This is a genomic window from Streptomyces sp. 130 (assembly GCF_007096885.1).
Taxonomy (GTDB): Bacteria; Actinomycetota; Actinomycetes; order Streptomycetales; family Streptomycetaceae; genus Streptomyces.
In genome coordinates, this window is sequence record NZ_VJNO01000014.1 from 46,346 (window position 1) to 65,735 (window position 19,390).

The 19,390-nt window shown below is 70.4% G+C and carries 17 protein-coding genes; 3 read left to right on the top strand and 14 right to left on the bottom strand.

Going from position 1 to position 19,390, the window contains the following annotated elements; all coding sequences use genetic code 11:
- Nucleotides 1-4 precede the first annotated feature (4 nt).
- The 12 genes from nuoL to FKN01_RS14690 are packed head-to-tail and all read right to left on the bottom strand — an operon-like array spanning nucleotide 5 to nucleotide 12,848.
- The gene (nuoL, locus tag FKN01_RS14635; RefSeq protein ID WP_143620424.1) at nucleotides 5-1,951 is read right to left on the bottom strand and encodes an NADH-quinone oxidoreductase subunit L; all 1,947 of its coding nucleotides are present in this window, start codon (nucleotides 1,949-1,951) and stop codon (nucleotides 5-7) included.
- Between the two features lie 14 nt (nucleotides 1,952-1,965).
- Nucleotides 1,966-2,265, bottom strand: coding sequence for an NADH-quinone oxidoreductase subunit NuoK (gene nuoK / locus FKN01_RS14640; protein ID WP_018101339.1), 300 nt, complete (start codon nucleotides 2,263-2,265; stop codon nucleotides 1,966-1,968).
- The gene (locus tag FKN01_RS14645) at nucleotides 2,262-3,089 is read right to left on the bottom strand and encodes an NADH-quinone oxidoreductase subunit J (RefSeq protein WP_143620426.1); all 828 of its coding nucleotides are present in this window, start codon (nucleotides 3,087-3,089) and stop codon (nucleotides 2,262-2,264) included. The genes nuoK and FKN01_RS14645 overlap by 4 nt, the downstream gene beginning before the upstream one ends.
- Nucleotides 3,086-3,781, bottom strand: a complete 696-nt coding sequence (gene nuoI, locus FKN01_RS14650; protein WP_143620428.1) for an NADH-quinone oxidoreductase subunit NuoI — start codon at nucleotides 3,779-3,781, stop codon at nucleotides 3,086-3,088. Before nuoI ends, FKN01_RS14645 begins: the two co-directional genes overlap by 4 nt.
- Nucleotides 3,774-5,177 (bottom strand): NADH-quinone oxidoreductase subunit NuoH, encoded by a 1,404-nt coding sequence (gene nuoH / locus FKN01_RS14655; protein WP_143620430.1) that lies wholly within the window; start codon nucleotides 5,175-5,177, stop codon nucleotides 3,774-3,776. Before nuoH ends, nuoI begins: the two co-directional genes overlap by 8 nt.
- Nucleotides 5,174-7,681 (bottom strand): NADH-quinone oxidoreductase subunit G, encoded by a 2,508-nt coding sequence (locus tag FKN01_RS14660; protein WP_143620431.1) that lies wholly within the window; start codon nucleotides 7,679-7,681, stop codon nucleotides 5,174-5,176. The genes nuoH and FKN01_RS14660 overlap by 4 nt, the downstream gene beginning before the upstream one ends.
- Nucleotides 7,678-9,042: an NADH-quinone oxidoreductase subunit NuoF gene (gene nuoF, locus FKN01_RS14665; protein ID WP_143620434.1), complete on the bottom strand. Its 1,365-nt coding sequence runs from the start codon at nucleotides 9,040-9,042 to the stop codon at nucleotides 7,678-7,680. Before nuoF ends, FKN01_RS14660 begins: the two co-directional genes overlap by 4 nt.
- Nucleotides 9,042-9,857 (bottom strand): NADH-quinone oxidoreductase subunit NuoE, encoded by an 816-nt coding sequence (gene nuoE, locus FKN01_RS14670; protein WP_143620614.1) that lies wholly within the window; start codon nucleotides 9,855-9,857, stop codon nucleotides 9,042-9,044. Before nuoE ends, nuoF begins: the two co-directional genes overlap by 1 nt.
- Before the next feature lie 29 nt (nucleotides 9,858-9,886).
- Complete coding sequence (locus tag FKN01_RS14675; RefSeq protein ID WP_143620436.1) at nucleotides 9,887-11,209, bottom strand: NADH-quinone oxidoreductase subunit D; 1,323 nt, start codon at nucleotides 11,207-11,209, stop codon at nucleotides 9,887-9,889.
- Nucleotides 11,209-11,919, bottom strand: a complete 711-nt coding sequence (locus tag FKN01_RS14680) for an NADH-quinone oxidoreductase subunit C (protein WP_143620438.1) — start codon at nucleotides 11,917-11,919, stop codon at nucleotides 11,209-11,211. Before FKN01_RS14680 ends, FKN01_RS14675 begins: the two co-directional genes overlap by 1 nt.
- Nucleotides 11,916-12,470 carry an NADH-quinone oxidoreductase subunit B family protein gene (locus FKN01_RS14685; protein WP_030112935.1) on the bottom strand — a complete coding sequence of 185 codons (555 nt, stop codon included), beginning with the start codon at nucleotides 12,468-12,470 and terminating at the stop codon, nucleotides 11,916-11,918. Before FKN01_RS14685 ends, FKN01_RS14680 begins: the two co-directional genes overlap by 4 nt.
- 18 nt (nucleotides 12,471-12,488) lie before the next feature.
- The gene (locus FKN01_RS14690) at nucleotides 12,489-12,848 is read right to left on the bottom strand and encodes an NADH-quinone oxidoreductase subunit A (protein ID WP_003967084.1); all 360 of its coding nucleotides are present in this window, start codon (nucleotides 12,846-12,848) and stop codon (nucleotides 12,489-12,491) included.
- 749 nt (nucleotides 12,849-13,597) lie between these two features.
- Here FKN01_RS14690 and FKN01_RS14695 point away from each other — a divergent pair.
- A complete protein-coding gene (locus FKN01_RS14695; RefSeq protein ID WP_143620440.1) occupies nucleotides 13,598-14,431 on the top strand; it encodes a C40 family peptidase in 834 nt (277 codons plus the stop codon).
- 108 nt (nucleotides 14,432-14,539) lie between these two features.
- On the opposite strand, the gene FKN01_RS14700 is transcribed toward FKN01_RS14695, so the two are convergent.
- Nucleotides 14,540-15,823: a geranylgeranyl reductase family protein gene (locus tag FKN01_RS14700; RefSeq protein WP_143620442.1), complete on the bottom strand. Its 1,284-nt coding sequence runs from the start codon at nucleotides 15,821-15,823 to the stop codon at nucleotides 14,540-14,542.
- Between the two features lie 97 nt (nucleotides 15,824-15,920).
- Between FKN01_RS14700 and FKN01_RS14705 the strand changes: the two genes are divergently transcribed.
- Nucleotides 15,921-16,439: a GNAT family N-acetyltransferase gene (locus FKN01_RS14705; protein ID WP_143620444.1), complete on the top strand. Its 519-nt coding sequence runs from the start codon at nucleotides 15,921-15,923 to the stop codon at nucleotides 16,437-16,439.
- Nucleotides 16,440-16,583: 144 nt separating this feature from the next.
- Here FKN01_RS14705 and FKN01_RS14710 read toward each other — a convergent pair whose 3' ends face one another.
- Nucleotides 16,584-18,446, bottom strand: coding sequence for a zinc ribbon domain-containing protein (locus FKN01_RS14710; RefSeq protein WP_143620446.1), 1,863 nt, complete (start codon nucleotides 18,444-18,446; stop codon nucleotides 16,584-16,586).
- Nucleotides 18,447-18,649: 203 nt separating this feature from the next.
- Here FKN01_RS14710 and FKN01_RS14715 point away from each other — a divergent pair, with 203 nt between their 5' ends.
- Nucleotides 18,650-19,390: a peptidase inhibitor family I36 protein gene (locus tag FKN01_RS14715; protein ID WP_143620448.1), complete on the top strand. Its 741-nt coding sequence runs from the start codon at nucleotides 18,650-18,652 to the stop codon at nucleotides 19,388-19,390.

Consider the following 19,390-nt stretch of genomic DNA (forward strand, 5'->3'; position numbering starts at 1 on the left):
GTGATCAGACCGCCCTCATCAGCAGGGTCGCGGCGATGAGAACCGCCGTACCGCCGAACATCGAGACCGCGTAGGAGCGGGCGTAGCCGTTCTGCAGTTTGCGCAGCCGGCCGGAGAGCCCGCCCATGGACGCGGCCGTGCCGTTGACGACGCCGTCGACCAGGGTGTGGTCGACGTAGACCAGGGAGCGGGTCAGGTGCTCGCCGCCGCGGACCAGGACCACGTGGTTGAAGTCGTCCTGGAGGAGGTCGCGGCGCGCGGCCCGGGTGAGCAGGGAGCCGCGCGGGGCGGCCACCGGCACCGGCTTGCGGCCGTACATCGCCCAGGCGATGGCGACACCGACGACCAGGGCGACCATGGTGGCCGCGGTGACGGTCGACGCGCCGATCGGGGCGTCGCCGTGGTCGTGCCCCGTGACGGGCTCCAGCCAGTGCATGAAGCGGTCGCCGATCGAGAAGAAGCCACCGGCGAAGACCGAACCGAAGGCCAGCACGATCATCGGGATCGTCATGGACTTCGGGGACTCGTGCGGGTGGGGCTCCGCGTGCTCGCCGCGCGTCTCGGCGGCGGGCTCGACGTCCGGCGCGTCCGGGGACGGCGTCGCCGTGCGGCGCCAGCGCTCTTCGCCGAAGAAGGTCATCAGCATCACGCGCGTCATGTAGAACGCGGTGATCGCGGCGCCGAGCAGGGCCACCGAGCCGAGGATCCAGCCCTCGGTGCCGCCCTTGGCGAACGCCGCCTCGATGATCTTGTCCTTGGAGAAGAAGCCGGAGAGGCCGGGGAAGCCGATGATCGCGAGGTAGCCGAGGCCGAAGGTGACGAAGGTGACCGGCATGTACTTCCGCAGGCCGCCGAACTTCCGCATGTCCACCTCGTCGTTCATGCCGTGCATGACCGAACCGGCGCCGAGGAAGAGCCCGGCCTTGAAGAAGCCGTGCGTCACCAGGTGCATGATCGCGAAGACGTAGCCGATGGGACCGAGCCCGGCGGCCAGGATCATGTAGCCGATCTGCGACATCGTGGACCCGGCGAGGGCCTTCTTGATGTCGTCCTTCGCGCAACCGACGATCGCACCGAACAGCAGCGTGACCGCGCCGACGACCACGACGACCAGCTGGGCGTCCGGGGCGGCGTTGAAGATCGCGCCGGAGCGGACGATCAGGTAGACACCGGCGGTGACCATGGTCGCGGCGTGGATGAGGGCGGAGACCGGGGTCGGGCCCTCCATCGCGTCACCGAGCCAGGACTGCAGCGGCACCTGGGCGGACTTGCCGCAGGCGGCGAGCAGCAGCATCAGGCCGATCGCCGTGAGCTTGCCCTCGCCGGTCTCGCCGGTCGCCTCCAGGACGGGGCCGTACGCGAACGTGCCGAAGGTGGTGAACATCAGCATGATCGCGATCGACAGGCCCATGTCGCCGACGCGGTTGACCAGGAACGCCTTCTTCGCGGCGGTGGCCGCGCTGGGCTTGTGCTGCCAGAAGCCGATGAGCAGGTAGGAGGCGAGACCGACGCCCTCCCAGCCGACGTACAGCAGCAGGTAGTTGTCGGCGATGACCAGGATCAGCATCGCCGCCAGGAACAGGTTCAGATAGCCGAAGAAGCGGCGCCGACGCTCGTCGTGCTCCATGTAGCCGATCGAGTAGATGTGGATCAGCGTGCCCACACCGGTGATCAGCAGGACGAAGGTCATCGACAGCTGGTCGAGCTGGAAGGCCACATCGGCCTGGAAGCCCTCCACGGGAATCCAGCTGAACAGCTTCTGGTGCAGCGCCCGGTCCTCGGCGCCCTTCCCCAGCATGTCGGTGAAGAGCACCACGGCCACGACGAACGAGACGGCGGCGAGCAGGGTGCCGAGCCAGTGCCCGGCGCGGTCGAGGCGCCGGCCGCCGCACAGCAGCACCGCCGCTCCGAGCAGGGGCGCCGCGACGAGCAGCGCAATCAGGTTCTCCACAGTGCAAACGCCCCTTACAGCTTCATCAGGCTGGCGTCATCGACCGAGGCCGAGTGGCGGGAACGGAACAGCGACACGATGATCGCGAGCCCGACCACGACCTCCGCGGCGGCGACGACCATCGTGAAGAAGGCGATGATCTGGCCGTCGAGGTTGCCGTGCATCCGGGAGAAGGTCACGAACGCGAGGTTGCAGGCGTTGAGCATCAGCTCGACGCACATGAACACCACGATCGCGTTCCGCCGGATCAGGACCCCGGCCGCGCCGATGGTGAACAGCAGGGCGGCGAGATAGAGGTAGTTGACCGGATTCACTTGGCGACCTCCTCTTCTTCGGTGTCCCGGCCCAGCCGCTCACCGGAGCGCTGCTCCAGTGCCTTGAGGCCGGCCAGTGATTCCTGGGACACGTCACGCATCTGGCCGCGCTTGCGCAGCGTGTTCATGACGGTCAGCTCGGACGGGGTACCGTCGGGGAGCAGGCCCGCGATGTCCACCGCGTTGTGCCGGGCGTAGACGCCGGGGGCGGGCAGCGGCGGCAGGTGGTTGCCGCGCACGCGCTGCTCGGACAGCTCGCGCTGGGTCTTGGCCCGTTCGGTGCGCTCGCGGTGCGTGAGCACCATCGCGCCGACGGTCGCGGTGATCAGCAGCGCGCCGGTGATCTCGAAGGCGAAGACGTACTTGGTGAAGATGAGGCTGGCGAGCCCCTCCACGTTTCCGCCGTGCGCGGTGTTGGCGGTGCCCAGGCCGTTGAAGCTCTTCAGCGAGGCGTTGCCGATACCGGCGATCAGCAGGACGCCGAAGCCGATGCCGCATCCGGCGGCCAGCCAGCGCTGGCCCTTGATGGTCTCCTTCAGCGAGTCCGCCGCGGTGACGCCGACGAGCATGACCACGAAGAGGAACAGCATCATGATCGCGCCGGTGTAGACGACGATCTGGACGATGCCGAGGAAGTAGGCGCCGTTGGCGAGGTAGAACACCGCGAGGATGATCATCGTCCCGGCGAGGCACAGGGCGCTGTGCACGGCCTTCTTCATGAGCACCGTGCACAGGGCGCCGATCACGGCGACCGTGCCGAGCACCCAGAACTGGAACGCCTCGCCGGTCGAGGTCTGCGAGGCCGCTGCGGCCAGGCCGGTCATGCGTCCACCTCCTGCGCCAAGCCCTTGCTCTCGGCCTCGTCGGACGGCTTCTCGCCCTTGGAGACGGCGAGCTGGCGCTGCGTACCGGGGGCGGCCTCGGTGACCAGGCCCCGGTAGTAGTCCTGTTCGTCCATGCCGGGGAAGATCGCGTGCGGGCTGTCGACCATGCCTTCCTCCAGGCCCGCGAGCAGCTCGTCCTTGGTGTAGATGAGACTTTCGCGGGTGGTGTTGGCGAGCTCGAACTCATTGGTCATCGTGAGCGCCCGGGTCGGGCACGCCTCGATGCACAGTCCGCAGAGAATGCAGCGCGCGTAATTGATCTGGTAGACGCGGCCGTAGCGCTCCCCCGGGGAATACCGCTCCTCCGGGGTGTTGTCCGCGCCCTCCACGTAGATCGCGTCGGCGGGACAGGCCCAGGCGCACAGCTCGCAGCCGACGCACTTCTCCAGCCCGTCCGGATGGCGGTTGAGCTGGTGGCGGCCGTGGAAGCGGGGCGCCGTCACCTTCGGCGTCTCCGGATACTGCTCGGTGAGCCGCTTCTTGAACATGGCCTTGAAGGTCACGCCGAAGCCGGCCACCGGGTTGAGGAACTTGTCCTCCGAGTTCGGGGAGGACTGCGACGCCGTCGACCCCGTCGGGCCGGTGGACTTCGCCGGCCTCTTGGACCCCGGCAGATCTGGCAGTTCAGACACCGTCGGCCTCCTTTCCGTCACTCGGGCTTCCGTCACTCTGAGTATCCATGCCGCCACTGACAACGAGCTCCCGCTCGCGTCGCGGCCTGCGCCTCGGCACGGGCGGCAGGGTCTGTCCGGGCAGCGGCGGCACCGGGAATCCGCCCGCCATCGGGTCGAACGCCGGCTCGGGTCCGGCCTGCGCGGCGGCGGCCTTGTCCTTCTTGTCGCGGAAGATGTCGGCGACGAAGGAGATCAGCAGCACCGCGATCACGGCACCGGCCACGTAGAGCAGGATCCGGGAGAAGTCGTAGCCCTCGTTGCGCAGCGCCCGTACGGTCGCGACCAGCATCAGCCAGACGACGGAGACCGGGATCAGGACCTTCCAGCCGAGCTTCATCAGCTGGTCGTAGCGGACGCGGGGCAGCGTGCCGCGCAGCCAGATGAAGAAGAACAGCAGCAGCTGGACCTTGAGGACGAACCAGAGCATCGGCCACCAGCCGTGGTTCGCGCCCTCCCAGAAGGTGCTGATCGGCCACGGAGCCCGCCAGCCGCCCAGGAACAGGGTCGTGGAGACGGCGGAGACGGTAACCATGTTGACGTACTCGGCGAGCATGAACATCGCGAACTTGATCGACGAGTACTCGGTGTTGAAGCCGCCGACGAGGTCGCCCTCGGACTCCGGCATGTCGAAGGGGGCGCGGTTGGTCTCGCCGACCATCGTGACGATGTAGATGATGAAGGAGACCGGCAGCAGGATGATGAACCAGCGGTCCTCCTGCGCCTCCACGATCTTCGACGTCGACATCGACCCGGAGTAGAGGAACACCGAGGCGAACGCGGCGCCCATCGCGATCTCGTAGGAGATCATCTGCGCGCAGGAGCGGAGCCCGCCGAGCAGCGGGTACGTCGACCCGGACGACCAGCCGGCCAGCACGATGCCGTAGATGCCGACCGAGGCGACCGCGAGGATGTACAGCATCGCGATCGGCAGGTCCGTGAGCTGCATCGCCGTGCGGTGCCCGAAGATCGAGACCTGGTTGTCCGCGGGCCCGAAGGGGATCACCGCGATCGCCATGAAGGCGGGGATGGCGGCGACGATCGGCGCGAGGACGTAGACGACCTTGTCCGCGCGCCTGACGACGACGTCCTCCTTCAGCATCAGTTTGACGCCGTCGGCGAGCGACTGGAGCATGCCCCAGGGGCCGTTCCGGTTGGGGCCGATGCGCAACTGCATCCAGGCGACGACCTTGCGCTCCCACACGATGGAGAAGAGCACGGTCACCATCAGGAACGCGAAGCAGAAGACGGCCTTGACGACGACGAGCCACCAGGGGTCGTTGCCGAACATCGACAGGTCCTCGGCGGCGAGCACCGAACCGTGCGGTGCCGCGGCCAGTTGAGCGAAGGCGGTCACGCCCGCACCTCCGGTGTGACGTCGGGGATACCGGGAGCGGCGGGGCCGATCCGGACCACTCCGCCGGGGCGGGCCCCGGTCGTGGCCGGCACGCCCCGCCCGGTGGAGTTCAGCGGCACCCAGACCACGCGGTCCGGCATGTCGGTGACCCGGAGCGGGAGTTCGACGCTGCCGGCCGGCCCGGACACCGCCAGCAGGTCGCCGTCCTTGACCCCGCTCTCCGCGGCCGTGGCGGCCGACAGCCGGGCCACCGCCTCGTGCCGGGTCCCGGCGAGCGCGGTGTCGCCCTCCTGGAGGCGGCCCAGGTCGAGCAGCATCCGGTGACCGGCGAGGATCGCCTCGCCGTCGCCGGGCCGGGGCAGCGGCTGCGCGGCGACGCGCGGCTCGTCCGCGTACCCGCCCTGCCAGCCGCCGAGCCGGTCCAGCTCGCGGCGGGCGGCCCGCAGGTCCGGCAGACCGAGGCGCGCGTCCATCGCGTCGGCCAGCATGTGCAGCACGCGCGCGTCGCCCGGGGCGAGGTTCCGCGTCATCTGGTCGGGCTTCAGCGCGGCCTCGAACATCCGCGCCCGGCCCTCCCAGTTGAGGAAGGTCCCGGACTTCTCGGCGACCGCGGCCACCGGGAACACCACGTCGGCGCGGTCGGTGACCTCGCTCGGCCGGAGCTCCAGGGAGACCAGGAAGCCGACCCGGTCCAGGGCCTCCGCGGCCTGCGCCGGGTCCGGCAGGTCCTCGGTCCCCACGCCGGCGACGACCAGCGCGCCCAGCTCACCGGTGGCCGCGGCCTCGATGATCTGGCCGGTGTCGCGGCCGAAGCGGGACGGGAGTTCCGCGACGCCCCACACGGCGGCGACCTCGTCCCGGGCGCGCGGGTCGGTGGCCGGGCGGCCACCGGGCAGCAGCGACGGGAGCGCGCCCGCCTCCACCGCGCCGCGTTCGCCCGCCCGGCGCGGAATCCACACCAGCCGGGCCCCGGTCGCGGTCGCGGTCCGGACCGCGGCGGTCAGCCCGCCGGGCACCCCGGCCAGCCGCTCGCCGACCACGATCAGCGCGCCCTCACCGCGCAGGGCCTCGGCCGCGGCGGCGCCCTCGCCCTCCAGGCCGACACCGCCCGCGATGGCGTCCAGCCACTCGGTTTCGGTGCCGGGCGCGGCGGGAAGCAGTGCGCCGCCCGCCTTCACCAGGCCCCGGGTGGCGTGCGAGGCGACGGAGAAGGTGCGCTGGCCGTGCTTGCGGTGGGCCTTGCGCAGCCGCAGGAAGACGCCGGGGGCCTCCTCCTCCGACTCGAACCCGACCAGCAGCACGGTCGGCGCCTGCTCCAGCGAGGTGTAGGTGACACCCGCCCCGTCCAGGTCCTTGCCGCGCCCGGCGACGCGCGAGGCCAGGAAGTCGGCCTCCTCGGCGCTGTGGACCCGGGCCCGGAAGTCGATGTCGTTGGTGTCCAGGACGACCCGGGCGAACTTGCTGTACGCGTACGCGTCCTCGACGGTCAGCCGGCCGCCGGTGAGGACGCCGGTCCGGCCGCGTGCGGCGGACAGGCCCTCGGCCGCGGCGGCCAGCGCCTCGGGCCAGCTCGCCGGTTCCAGCTCGCCGGACTCGCCCCGGACGAGCGGGGTGGTGAGGCGGTCGCGCTGCTGGGCGTAGCGGAAGCCGAAGCGGCCCTTGTCGCAGAGCCATTCCTCGTTGACCTCGGGGTCGTCGGCCGCGAGGCGGCGCATGACCTTGCCGCGCCGGTGGTCGGTGCGGGTGGCGCAGCCGCCGGCGCAGTGCTCGCACACCGAGGGCGTCGACACCAGGTCGAAGGGGCGGGAGCGGAACCGGTACGCCGCCGAGGTCAGCGCCCCGACCGGGCAGATCTGGATGGTGTTCCCGGAGAAGTACGACTGGAACGGGTCGCCCTCGCCGGTGCCGACCTGCTGGAGCGCGCCGCGCTCGATCAGCTCGATCATCGGGTCACCGGCGACCTGGTTGGAGAACCGGGTGCAGCGCGCGCAGAGCACGCACCGCTCACGGTCCAGCAGCACCTGGGTGGAGATCGGTACGGGCTTCTCGTACGTCCGCTTCCTGCCCTCGAAGCGGGAGTCCGGGTCGCCGTGCGACATCGCCTGGTTCTGGAGCGGGCACTCGCCGCCCTTGTCGCAGACCGGGCAGTCCAGCGGGTGGTTGATGAGCAGCAGCTCCATCACGCCGCGCTGCGCCTTGTCGGCGACGGGCGAGGTGATCTGCGACTTGACGACCATGCCGTCGGTGCAGGTGATGGTGCAGGACGCCATCGGCTTGCGCTGGCCCTCGACCTCGACGATGCACTGCCGGCAGGCGCCGGCCGGGTCGAGGAGGGGGTGGTCGCAGAAGCGGGGGATCTCGATGCCGAGGAGTTCGGCGGCGCGGATGACCAGGGTGCCCTTGGGCACGCTGATCTCGATGCCGTCGATGGTCAGCGTGACCAGGTCCTCGGGCGGGATCGCCGCTTCGCCGCCCCCGGAGGGCGCACTCGTGGTGACTGTCATGCGTTCACCCCCTGGTGAGCGTTCTTGTCGTCGGCCCAGAGGGTCGACTTGGCGGGATCGAAGGGGCAGCCCTTGCCGGTGATGTGCTGCTCGTACTCCTCGCGGAAGTACTTGAGCGAGGAGAAGATCGGCGAGGCGGCGCCGTCGCCGAGGGCGCAGAACGACTTGCCGTTGATGTTGTCGGCGATGTCGTTGAGCTTGTCGAGGTCGGACATCCGGCCCTTGCCGGCCTCGATGTCGCGGAGCAGCTGGACGAGCCAGTAGGTGCCCTCGCGGCAGGGGGTGCACTTGCCGCAGGACTCGTGGGCGTAGAACTCGGTCCAGCGGGTGACGGCCCGCACCACGCAGGTCGTCTCGTCGAAGCACTGGAGCGCCTTGGTGCCGAGCATGGACCCGGCCGCGCCGACGCCCTCGTAGTCGAGGGGCACGTCGAGGTGTTCGTCGGTGAACATCGGCGTGGAGGAGCCGCCGGGGGTCCAGAACTTCAGGCGGTGGCCGGGGCGCATGCCGCCGCTCATGTCGAGGAGCTGGCGCAGTGTGATGCCGAGCGGCGCCTCGTACTGGCCGGGGCCCGCGACATGGCCGCTGAGCGAGTAGAGCGTGAAGCCCGGGGACTTCTCGCTGCCCATCGACTTGAACCAGTCCTTGCCCTTGTTCAGGATCGCGGGAACCGAGGCGATGGACTCGACGTTGTTCACCACAGTGGGGCAGGCGTACAGACCGGCGACCGCGGGGAAGGGGGGACGCAGCCGGGGCTGGCCACGCCGTCCTTCGAGAGAGTCGAGCAGCGCGGTTTCCTCACCACAGATGTACGCACCGGCGCCCGCGTGCACCGTGAGTTCCAGATCGAGTCCTGAGCCCAGGATGTTCGTCCCCAGATAACCCGCCTCGTACGCCTCCCGGACGGCCTCGTGCAAGCGTCGCAGCACGGGGACGACCTCACCGCGCAAGTAGATGAACGCGTGCGACGACCGGATCGCGTAACAGGCGATCACGATGCCCTCGATGAGGCTGTGCGGGTTGGCGAAGAGGAGCGGGATGTCCTTGCAGGTCCCCGGCTCCGACTCGTCGGCGTTGACAACGAGATAGTGGGGCTTGCCGTCCCCCTGCGGGATGAACTGCCACTTCATGCCGGTGGGGAAGCCGGCGCCGCCGCGTCCGCGCAGACCGGAGTCCTTGACGTACGCGATGAGGTCGTCCGGGGTCATGGTGAGGGCCTTGCGCAGTCCCTCGTAGCCCTCGTGGCGGCGGTAGGTGTCCAGGGTCCAGGATTCCGGCTGGTCCCAGAAGGCGGACAGGACGGGCGCGAGCAGCTTCTCGGGGCTGGTCCCGTTGTGGTCGAGCGCGGTGGCCAACGTCATCACTCCCCCTCCTCGGCGGCGGGTCCGGCCGGGTGGTCCGGGTCGGATGCCGAGGTCTGCTGCGGCGCTTCGTGGGAGCTGAGGTGCTCGGCGCCCTTCTGCGGCTGGTCGGTGGGCGCCTCGCCGCGCGGGCCGACCACGCGGGCCTGCGGTGCGGCCTCGCCCTTGGCCAGCTTGAGGCCGATGAGCGAGGCGTGGCCCGCGCCGCCGGAGGCCGCGACGGCGCCGGGGCGCTCGTCGGGGAAGCCGGCCAGGATGCGCGCGGTCTCCTTGTACGTGCACAGGGGCGCGCCGCGGGTGGGTTCGACGGTGCGGCCGGCGATGAGGTCGTCGACCAGCCGGGTGGCGCTCTCCGGGGTCTGGTTGTCGAAGAACTCCCAGTTGACCATCACGACGGGCGCGAAGTCGCAGGCGGCGTTGCACTCGATGTGTTCGAGGGTGACCTTGCCGTCCTCGGTCGTCTCGTCGTTGCCGACGCCAAGGTGCTCCTTGAGCCGGTCGAAGATCGCGTCGCCGCCCATCACCGCGCAGAGCGTGTTGGTGCAGACGCCGACCTGGTAGTCGCCGCTCGGCTTGCGCCGGTACATCGTGTAGAAGGTGGCGACCGCGGTGACCTCGGCGGTGGTGAGGCCGAGCATCTCGGCGCAGAAGGCCATGCCCGTGCGCGAGACGTACCCCTCCTCGGACTGCACGAGGTGCAGCAGCGGCAGCAGCGCGGAGCGGCTGCCGGGGTAGCGGGCGATCACCTCCTTCGCATCCGCTTCGAGCCTGGCGCGCACCTCGGCCGGGTAGGCGGGGGCGGGGAGCTGCGGCATCCCCAGACTGACTTCCTGACGTGCTTCGGTCACCGGTCGACGCCTCCCATCACGGGGTCGATGGATGCGACGGCGACGATGACGTCGGCGACCTGGCCGCCCTCGCACATCGCCGCCATGGCCTGGAGGTTGGTGAAGGACGGGTCGCGGAAGTGGACCCGGTAGGGGCGGGTTCCGCCGTCCGAGACGACGTGCACGCCGAGTTCGCCCTTGGGGGACTCGACGGCGGTGTACGCCTGTCCGACGGGGACCCGGAAGCCCTCGGTCACCAGCTTGAAGTGGTGGATCAGGGCCTCCATGGAGGTGCCCATGATCTTCTTGATGTGGTCCAGCGAGTTGCCCAGGCCGTCCGGGCCGAGCGCGAGCTGCGCGGGCCAGGCGATCTTCTTGTCGGCGACCATGACCGGTCCGGGTTCGAGCCGGTCGACGCACTGCTCGATGATCCGCAGCGACTGGCGCATCTCCTCCAGGCGGATGAGGAAGCGGCCGTAGGCGTCGCAGCTGTCGGCGGTGGGGACCTCGAAGTCGTAGGTCTCGTAGCCGCAGTACGGGTCGGTCTTGCGCAGGTCGTGCGGGAGGCCCGCCGAGCGCAGGATCGGTCCGGTGGCGCCGAGGGCCATGCAGCCGGTGAGGTCGAGGTAGCCGACGTCCTGCATGCGGGCCTTGAAGATGGGGTTGCCGGTGGCGAGCGCGTCGTACTCCGGCAGGTTCTTCTTCATGGTCTTCACGAACTCGCGCAGCTGGTCGACCGCGCCCGGGGGCAGGTCCTGGGCGAGGCCGCCGGGGCGGATGAACGCGTGGTTCATGCGGAGCCCGGTGATCAGCTCGAAGAGGTCGAGCACCAGCTCCCGGTCGCGGAAGCCGTAGATCATGATCGTGGTGGCGCCGAGCTCCATGCCGCCGGTGGCGATGCACACCAGGTGCGAGGAGAGCCGGTTGAGCTCCATCAGGAGCACGCGCAGGACGCTGGCCCGGTCGGGGATCTGGTCCTCGATGCCGAGCAGCTTCTCGACGCCCAGGCAGTAGGCCGTCTCGTTGAAGAACGGCGTCAGGTAGTCCATGCGCGTGACGAAGGTGGTGCCCTGCGTCCAGCTGCGGAATTCGAGGTTCTTCTCGATGCCGGTGTGGAGGTAGCCGATGCCGCAGCGGGCCTCGGTGACGGTCTCGCCGTCGATCTCCAGGATGAGCCGGAGCACGCCGTGCGTGGACGGGTGCTGCGGGCCCATGTTGACGATGATGCGCTCGTCGTCGGACGCGGCGGCGTTCTCGACGATCTCGTCCCAGTCGCCGCCGGTGACTGTATATACGGTCCCCTCGGTCGTGGCCCTGGGGGTTGCGTGGGGTGTGGTCATCAGGAGTACGACCTCCGCTGGTCCGGAGCCGGGATCTGGGCGCCCTTGTACTCGACGGCGATGCCGCCGAGCGGGTAGTCCTTGCGCTGCGGGAAGCCCTGCCAGTCGTCCGGCATCATGATCCGGGTGAGGGCGGGGTGCCCGTCGAAGACGAGCCCGAAGAAGTCGTACGCCTCGCGCTCGTGCCAGTCGTTGGTCGGATAGACCGGGACCAGCGAGGGCAGGTGGCGGTCGTCGTCCGGCGTGGAGACCTCGAGGCGGATCAGCCGGCCGTGGGTGATCGAGCGCAGGTGGTAGACCGCGTGCAGCTCGCGGCCCTTGTCGCCGGGGAAGTGGACGCCGCTGACGCCGGTGCACAGCTCGAAGCGGAGCGCCGGGTCGTCGCGCAGGGTCCTGGCGACGGTGACCAGGTGCTCGCGGGCGATGTGGAAGGTGAGTTCGTCCCGGTCGACCACCGTCTTCTCGATGGCGTTCTCGGGGAGGAGGTCCTGCTCCTCCAGGGCGCCTTCGAGCTCGTCGGCGACCTCGTCGAACCAGCCGCCGTAGGGCCGGGAGGAGGCGCCGGGGAGGGCGACGGTACGGATGAGGCCGCCGTAGCCGGAGGTGTCGCCGCCGTTGTTGGCGCCGAACATGCCCTTCCGTACGCCGATGACCTCGCCGTGCTCGTCGCGCGGGGCGGGGACGGCGGAGCCGCCCAGCTCGTCGCTCATCGCAGGAGCCCCTTCATCTCGATGAGGGGCAGGGCCTTGAGCGCCGCTTCCTCCGCCTCGCGGGCGGCCTCCTCGGCGTTGACGCCGAGCTTGGTGCCCTGGATCTTCTGGTGCAGCTTGAGGATCGCGTCCATCAGCATCTCGGGCCGCGGCGGACAGCCCGGCAAGTAGATATCAACCGGGACAATATGATCAACACCCTGAACAATGGCGTAATTGTTGAACATTCCGCCCGATGATGCGCAAACGCCCATGGAGATGACCCACTTGGGGTTCGGCATCTGGTCGTAGACCTGCCGCAGGACGGGCGCCATCTTCTGGCTCACCCGCCCGGCCACGATCATCAGGTCCGCCTGCCGCGGCGAGCCGCGGAAGACCTCCATGCCGAAACGGGCCAGGTCGTAACGGCCCGCCCCGGTGGTCATCATCTCGATGGCGCAACAGGCGAGGCCGAAGGTCGCCGGGAAGACGGAGGACTTCCGCACCCAGCCGGCCGCCTGCTCGACGGTGGTCAGAACGAAGCCGCTCGGCAGCTTCTCTTCGAGTCCCATGGTGTGCCCCTCAGCCCCTCAGTCCCATTCCAGACCGCCGCGCCGCCACACATACGCGTAGGCGACGAAGACGGTGAGCACGAAGAGCAGCATCTCCACGAGCCCGAAGATCCCCAGGGCGTCGAAGCTGACCGCCCAGGGATAGAGGAAGACGATCTCGATGTCGAAGACGATGAAGAGCATCGCCGTCAGGTAGTACTTGATGGGGAAGCGGCCGCCTCCGGCCGGAGTGGGTGTCGGTTCGATACCGCACTCGTACGCTTCGAGCTTTGCCCGGTTGTACCGCTTGGGGCCGATAAGCGTGGCCATGACCACGGAGAAGATCGCAAACCCTGCCCCGAGGGCGCCGAGCACGAGGATGGGCGCGTAGGCATTCACGCTCCTCGCTCCTTCCAGTCGTCCTTGACCGTTGGACCGCATCGGGCGAACCGGCTCCCCGCCTCACCAAGATCGTGCACATGTGAGGCAGTTCACAAGCCCGACTGCCCCGCATCCTATGCCCGTCGTCCTGTGATCTGCGACACGGGGTACGCCAACGTCTTTGTGATCTCCACCACCTGACGAACGATCATGAAGTCGGATGAGCGGTGATCTTCGTACACGAAGCGGCCGAGTGATCACGAGAGGTGACATCTGTCGCCGTTTTCGCTGGTCAAAGAGGCGTCGCACTATCAAGACGCGGCGCTGTGCGCAAAATTGGCGATGGACGCCATGGGGTGATAAAGGAATCCGCCACACCCCGGGACGGGGACGGCCGGACGGCCGCGGCGGCCGGAAGGACATCACTCGCGCGGGGGTTCACGCGAAACGAAGTGGACGCGGGCCGCCGGCTCGCGTGCCGGGCCCTCGTATGCCCACCACGCCACGTCCACACTGTGAGCTGCGTCACCTCACCGCAGCCGCCACAGAAGCGGGCTTGGCCAACTGTGCGAACGGGTGGTAAGCGGCGGGCAATTCGGACGTATTGCCGAAAACCCATGATCACAGCCATGATCACGACTGCCCGTTTTGCCCGTTACGGCGTCAATAAAGGCCCTCGGAAAGCGGATTCACAGATTCCGGACGTAACTGTGTCGCAACACACGTTTCTTGATGGGACCCCGCGCGCCCTGATAGCGCTAGTACCCATGTCCCACACCGCTCACATACCCAGCCACCGGAAGCCCCGCCGAAACGCCTCGACGACGGCGCTGCGGGCCGGAGTTGCCGGTGGCGTCCTCAGCACCATCGCGGTCGCGGGTGCCGCGGGCCCGGCCCAGGCCGAACCGGTGACCCAGACGATCGAGATGCCCACCATCACGGCGGGACTCTCCACCACCGTCGCCGCCTCCGCCGAGGCGACGCAGCAGATCGCCCTGGACCTGGAGACGCAGGCCCAGGAGGACGCGGCGGCCAGCAGCGCCGCCAAGGACGCCAAGAAGGCCAAGGCCGAGGCCGTCCGCAAGGCCGAGGCGAAGAAGAAGGCCGAGGCCGCCGCCAAGGCCAAGGCGGAGGCCGCCGAGCGCGCCTCCCGCGCCGCCGCGCGCACCACGCTCCAGAAGAGCACCGGTTCCTCGTCGTCCGGCTCCACCAGCGCCGCCACGACCTCGTACTCCTCCAACGCCACCGGCTCCGCGGCCTCCGTCGTCGCGTTCGCCCAGGCGCAGGTCGGCGACGCCTACGTGTCCGGCGGCACCGGCCCGAACTCGTGGGACTGCTCGGGCCTGGTCCAGGCCGCGTTCCGCACGGTGGGCGTCGACCTGCCGCGCGTCTCGCAGAGCCAGTCGACCGCCGGCACCCAGGTCTCGCTGAGCAACCTCCAGCCCGGCGACATCCTGTACTGGGGCGGCGCGGGCAGCGCGTACCACGTCGGGATCTACGTGGGCGGCGGCCAGTTCGTCGGTGCGCAGAACTCCTCCACCGGTGTGGTGCAGCGCCCGCTGGACTACGACATGCCGACGGGCGCGGTCCGCGTCCTCTGAGACATCCGCGTGTTCACGGATTCACAAAGCTGATCCGCACGTGAGGCACACGAAGGAGCCGTCACTCCCCCGCTCGGGAGTGACGGCTCCTTCGTTTGTGAACGCGCGCTACGAGCGCGGCGCCACCTTCGCCAGGCCGTTGATGATGCGGTCCATCGCGTCGCCGCCGGTCGGGTCGGTGAGGTTGGCGAGCATCTTCAGGGTGAACTTCATCAGCAGCGGGTGCGTCAGGCCGCGCTGGGTCGCGACCTTCATGATCTTCGGGTTGCCGATCAGCTTCACGAAGGCGCGGCCCATCGTGTAGTAGCCGCCGTAGGTCTCCTTGAGCACCTTCGGGTAGTTGTTCAGCGCCAGTTCCCGCTGGGCCGGGGTCGCGCGGGCGTGTGCCTGGACGATGACGTCGGCCGCGATCTGCCCCGACTCCATGGCGTACGCGATGCCCTCGCCGTTGAACGGGTTGACCATGCCGCCCGCGTCACCGACGAGCAGCAGGCCCTTGGTGTAGTGCGGCTGGCGGTTGAAGGCCATCGGCAGGGCGGCGCCCCGGATGGGCATCGTCATGTTCTCCGGGGTGTAGCCCCAGTCCTCCGGCATGGACGCGCACCACGCCTTCAGCACCTCGCGCCAGTCCAGCTCCTTGAACGCGGACGAGGAGTTGAGGATGCCGAGGCCGACGTTGGAGGTGCCGTCGCCCATGCCGAAGATCCAGCCGTAGCCGGGCAGCAGCTTCTCCTGGGGGCCGCGCCGGTCCCACAGCTCCAGCCAGGACTCCAGGTAGTCGTCGTCGTGCCGGGGCGAGGTGAAGTACGTACGCACGGCCACGCCCATCGGGCGGTCCTCGCGGCGGTGCAGGCCCATCGCGAGGGAGAGCCGGGTGGAGTTGCCGTCGGCGGCGACGACGAGCGGGGCGTGGAAGGTGACCGGGGTCTTCTCCTCGCCGAGCTTCGCGTGCACCCCGGTGATCCGGCCGGTGCGCTCGTCGGTGATCGGGGCGCCGACGTTGCACCGCTCGTACAGCCGGGCCCCGGCCTTCTGCGCGTTCCGGGCCAGCTGCTCGTCGAAGTCGTCGCGCTTGCGGACGAGTCCGTAGTCCGGGTAGGAGGCGAGATCCGGCCAGTCCAGCTGGAGCCGGACGCCGCCGCCGATGATGCGCAGGCCCTTGTTGCGCAGCCAGCCCGCCTCTTCGGAGATGTCGATGCCCATGGCCACGAGCTGCTTGGTGGCGCGCGGGGTGAGGCCGTCGCCGCAGACCTTCTCGCGCGGGAACGCGGTCTTCTCCAGGAGGAGGACGTCGAGTCCGGCCTTGGCCAGGTAGTACGCGGTCGTGGAGCCGGCGGGGCCCGCCCCGACGACGATGACGTCCGCGCTGTGTTCGGACAGGGGTTCGGTCACGGTCGGTTCTCCCGAAGACTCGAATTCGCGTGCCGCGCGGCACAGGTCCAAGGCAGTCTATGGGGGCCTGCCGATCAACCCTCCGAAGGGCTGCCCCATGTCAATCGCGCCTCCCGCTCCGCCCGTCGTACAGCTGCGCGTCCCGACCGACGAGGACGCCGTCGCCTGGCACCGGGCCTTCGCCGACCCGGAGGTGATGCGGTTCTTCGGCGGACGGCCGGAGGAGCTGTCGATGTACGAGGAGTGGACCGCCCGGCAACGCAGACACGACGCCGAACTGGGCTACTGCCTGTGGACCGTGCTCGACGGCGAGGGGCGGGTCGTGGGCTTCACGGGCGCGCAGCCGTGGGGGCCGACCGCCTACGGCCCGGTGGGCGAGACCGAGATCGGCTGGCGGCTGGCCCGGCCGGCCTGGGGCCTGGGGTACGCGACGGCCGCCGCGCGCCTCACCCTGGAGCGGCTGCGCGCGGCGGGCGTGCCACGGGTGGTGGCGGCGGTCGACGTGCTCAACGAGCGGTCGGCCGCGGTGGCCCGGCGCCTCGGCATGGAGCCGGCCGAGACCTTCACGACACCGGTGCCGGGCCAGGAGGTGCGGTGCTTCCGGCTGGAGCTGTGACGGCCGGCCGACGCCGTTGAGCCTCCAGGTGGACGGGGAGGCATCGAAGACCTCCCGGGCACCGGCCCGGTCCGCGTCCCTGGCGTACTCGGTGCCGCACCCGTCCGGGGCGACGGGTACGGCCGGGGCCGTGGTGGCGGGGCCCTAGGGGGTCCCGCTCGTCCGGTCCTGGGCGGGCGTCGCCCGGTCGCCGGTCCCGCCCTCGCCGCTCTCCGAGGCGCCCGGGTCGTCGTCGTGGCGGTCCATCAGGGCGAGGGTGCCCGCGGTGGCCCCGCCCCCGAGGATCACGGCGGCGGCGAGCGTGGCGCCCCAGACGAGGACGGCCCGGCGGCGCCGGGGCGCGGGAGGCGGCGCGGAGACGGCGGCCTCGGGCGCGGGCTCCCCCGGCGCCGCGAAGCGCGCCGGCGGGGCGTACGGACCGGGCGGCGGGGTGTGGCCGGGGGCGGGGGTGTACGGGCCCGGGTTCGGCGGGCCGTACGGGCTCTGCGGGCCGCCGTACGGGGCCTGCGGGCCGCCGTACGGGGTCTGCGGGCCGTGCGGGTAGGCCGGGGAGCCGCCGCCGGGGCCACCGCCGCCCATCCGGCCCAGGAACGGCGCCACGAGCACCGCGCCGCCCACCCACAGCAGCCCGAACAGCAGCGCGTCGGCGACGCTCGGGGCGATCTCCAGGGTGCCCAGGCCGCTGAGGTCGAGCACGCTGCCGGTGTATTCGACGGACAGGCCGCTGATGGCGGTCAGTGCCAGATAGCCGAGCAGGAAGAGCCCGCCGGCGGTGACCTGTTCGCGACGGTCGGCGGAGCGGCGGGCGGTGAGCAGGCCCACGACGAGGGCGCTGACGAGGCCGAGGGCCAGGGCGCCGGCGACCGCCCAGTCGTTCGCCGCGTCGCCCAGCTCGCCGAGGCCGAGTGAGCCGTGTTCCGTACCGCCGCCGATGAAGTTGGTCTGCCCGCGCAGGTCGTACTCCACGGAGCCGCCCCAGCACACGGAGAGGACGTTCAGGGCGATGTTGGGCAGCACCGGCAGGGCCATCAGCAGGGCCGTGCCGTTGACGTCGTCCAGGGTGGCGTACGTGATGTAGCCGGTCAGGCCGCACAGGAGCAGAACGGCACCGAGCGCGCGGACGGCGGTCCCGGCGGCGCGGACCAGGCCGAGCGTGCCCGGTCTCCGGGCCAGCCAGGCGGCGGCGGCATCGCGCTGCAGGACGGCGCAGCCGGTCGCGAGGGCGATGGCGAGCGCGCCGAGGGCCGCGAGGAACGGCGACGAGTGCACCGAGAGGTCCTCGATCTCGGGCTGGGCGTAGAGCCCGAGGATCAGCACGGCGGCGGCGGACAGCAGGCCGGCACGGACCGCCGCGTCGAGTCCGGCACCCTGCCGGCGGAGGCCGCGGGCGCCGAGGATCACGGCCCCGACCCAGAGCACGGTGACGGTCAGCGGGACGAGGGAGAACGTCACCTGGCCCTGCCCGCCCGGATCGAAGTCGCCGTAGCTGTCCCCGTACTGCGAGCCTCCCCCGTAACCGCCGCTGTTCATGCCGCCGGGCGCGACGGCCCGGACGTCGAAGCCGCCGCCGAACGCCTGGAGCAGCATCGCGAGCGCGATCCGGAGCCGGTCGCTCCACCCGACGACGACGTCGTCCCCCTGTCCGTAGTCCGGGATGGCGAGCGCCACGGCGAGCCCGGCGATCAGCCCGGTCGGCCAGACGGCCGCCTTCAGCGAGCCCGCCCAGTCCCCGCGCATCACCCGGCCGAAGAAGATCCCGGCGGGCGAGGGACCGGCCGGCGGCGGCGCGTACCCCGGCGGCGGCGCGTACCCCGGCGGCGGCGCGGCGGGCCGCGTCAGGTAGGCGGGCACCGCGGGCGGTTCGACGGCGGGCGGCCCGGCCGGCGGCGGTGGAGCGGCCGGCTGAGGAGGAGCGGCGGGCGCGGCCGGGCGTTCCCGCCCGCACTTCATGCAGAAGCGCGCCTCGTCGGGCGCCTGGGTTCCACAGAACGGGCAGTACGAGGGCATGAGAGCTCCGCAGCGGGCCGGGGACGGGGACGGGGACGGGCGGGACGGTGACACACGGAAGCGGGGAAGACGCGCGCTGTGTCAACGGACACATCTTCCCCGCCCACCGGTTCCCGTCAACTCGGAATAACGGCCGCCGCTTTCACGCGCGGACCGCACCGCCCCGCGCCCGTGGCCTTCGTGGGACGGTGCGATGATTTGTCGTGACCATCAAGAAACTCATCACGGTGCGCGGCTCTCTCATCGCCGCCGCCCTCGCCCTGCTGGGCTCCGCGTTCTTCGTACTCCCGGCGAGCGCCCAGGCGTTTGACGACTGCCCGGCGGGACAGCTCTGCCTGTACAGCGCGTCGGGCGGCGGCGGCACGCAGCGGGCGTTCTCCGTGGAGGACGACGGGACGCGCTACGACGCCTCCTGGGACGACGCGACGCTCTCCGCGAAGAACAACACCCCCTATTGGGCCTGCGTGTACGTGGACACCGACTTCGGCGGGCTGCTCCAGACGATCAAGCCCGGCAACTCCGACGAATACGGTGACGACCCCCGGTTCGCCGGGAAGATCAGCTCCCACAAGCTGGTCCCGTCCCGGGCCCACTGCTTCACCGGTTACGAGCGATGCCCCGACAACCGCGTCTGCACCTTCACCGAAGCGGCGGGGCGCGGCCGGATGACGGTGCACATGCCCATGACCGACCCGGCCACGAAGAACTACGGCAACGCGTACGGGGCCGAGGTGGCGCCCGTCTCCGTGTGGAACCGCACCGCACGCCATGTCTGCTTCTACCCGACCGAGAAGTTCACCGGCACCTGGACCGACCCGGCCGCTCCGGCCACCACGTACGGCGCCTACGTCGTGCTGAAGGGCGACAGCACCACCGTCCCGGCGCCCTTCGCCGGAACCTTCCGCTCGCACGAGCTCGTCAACGGAACCTCGGAGTGCCAGTAG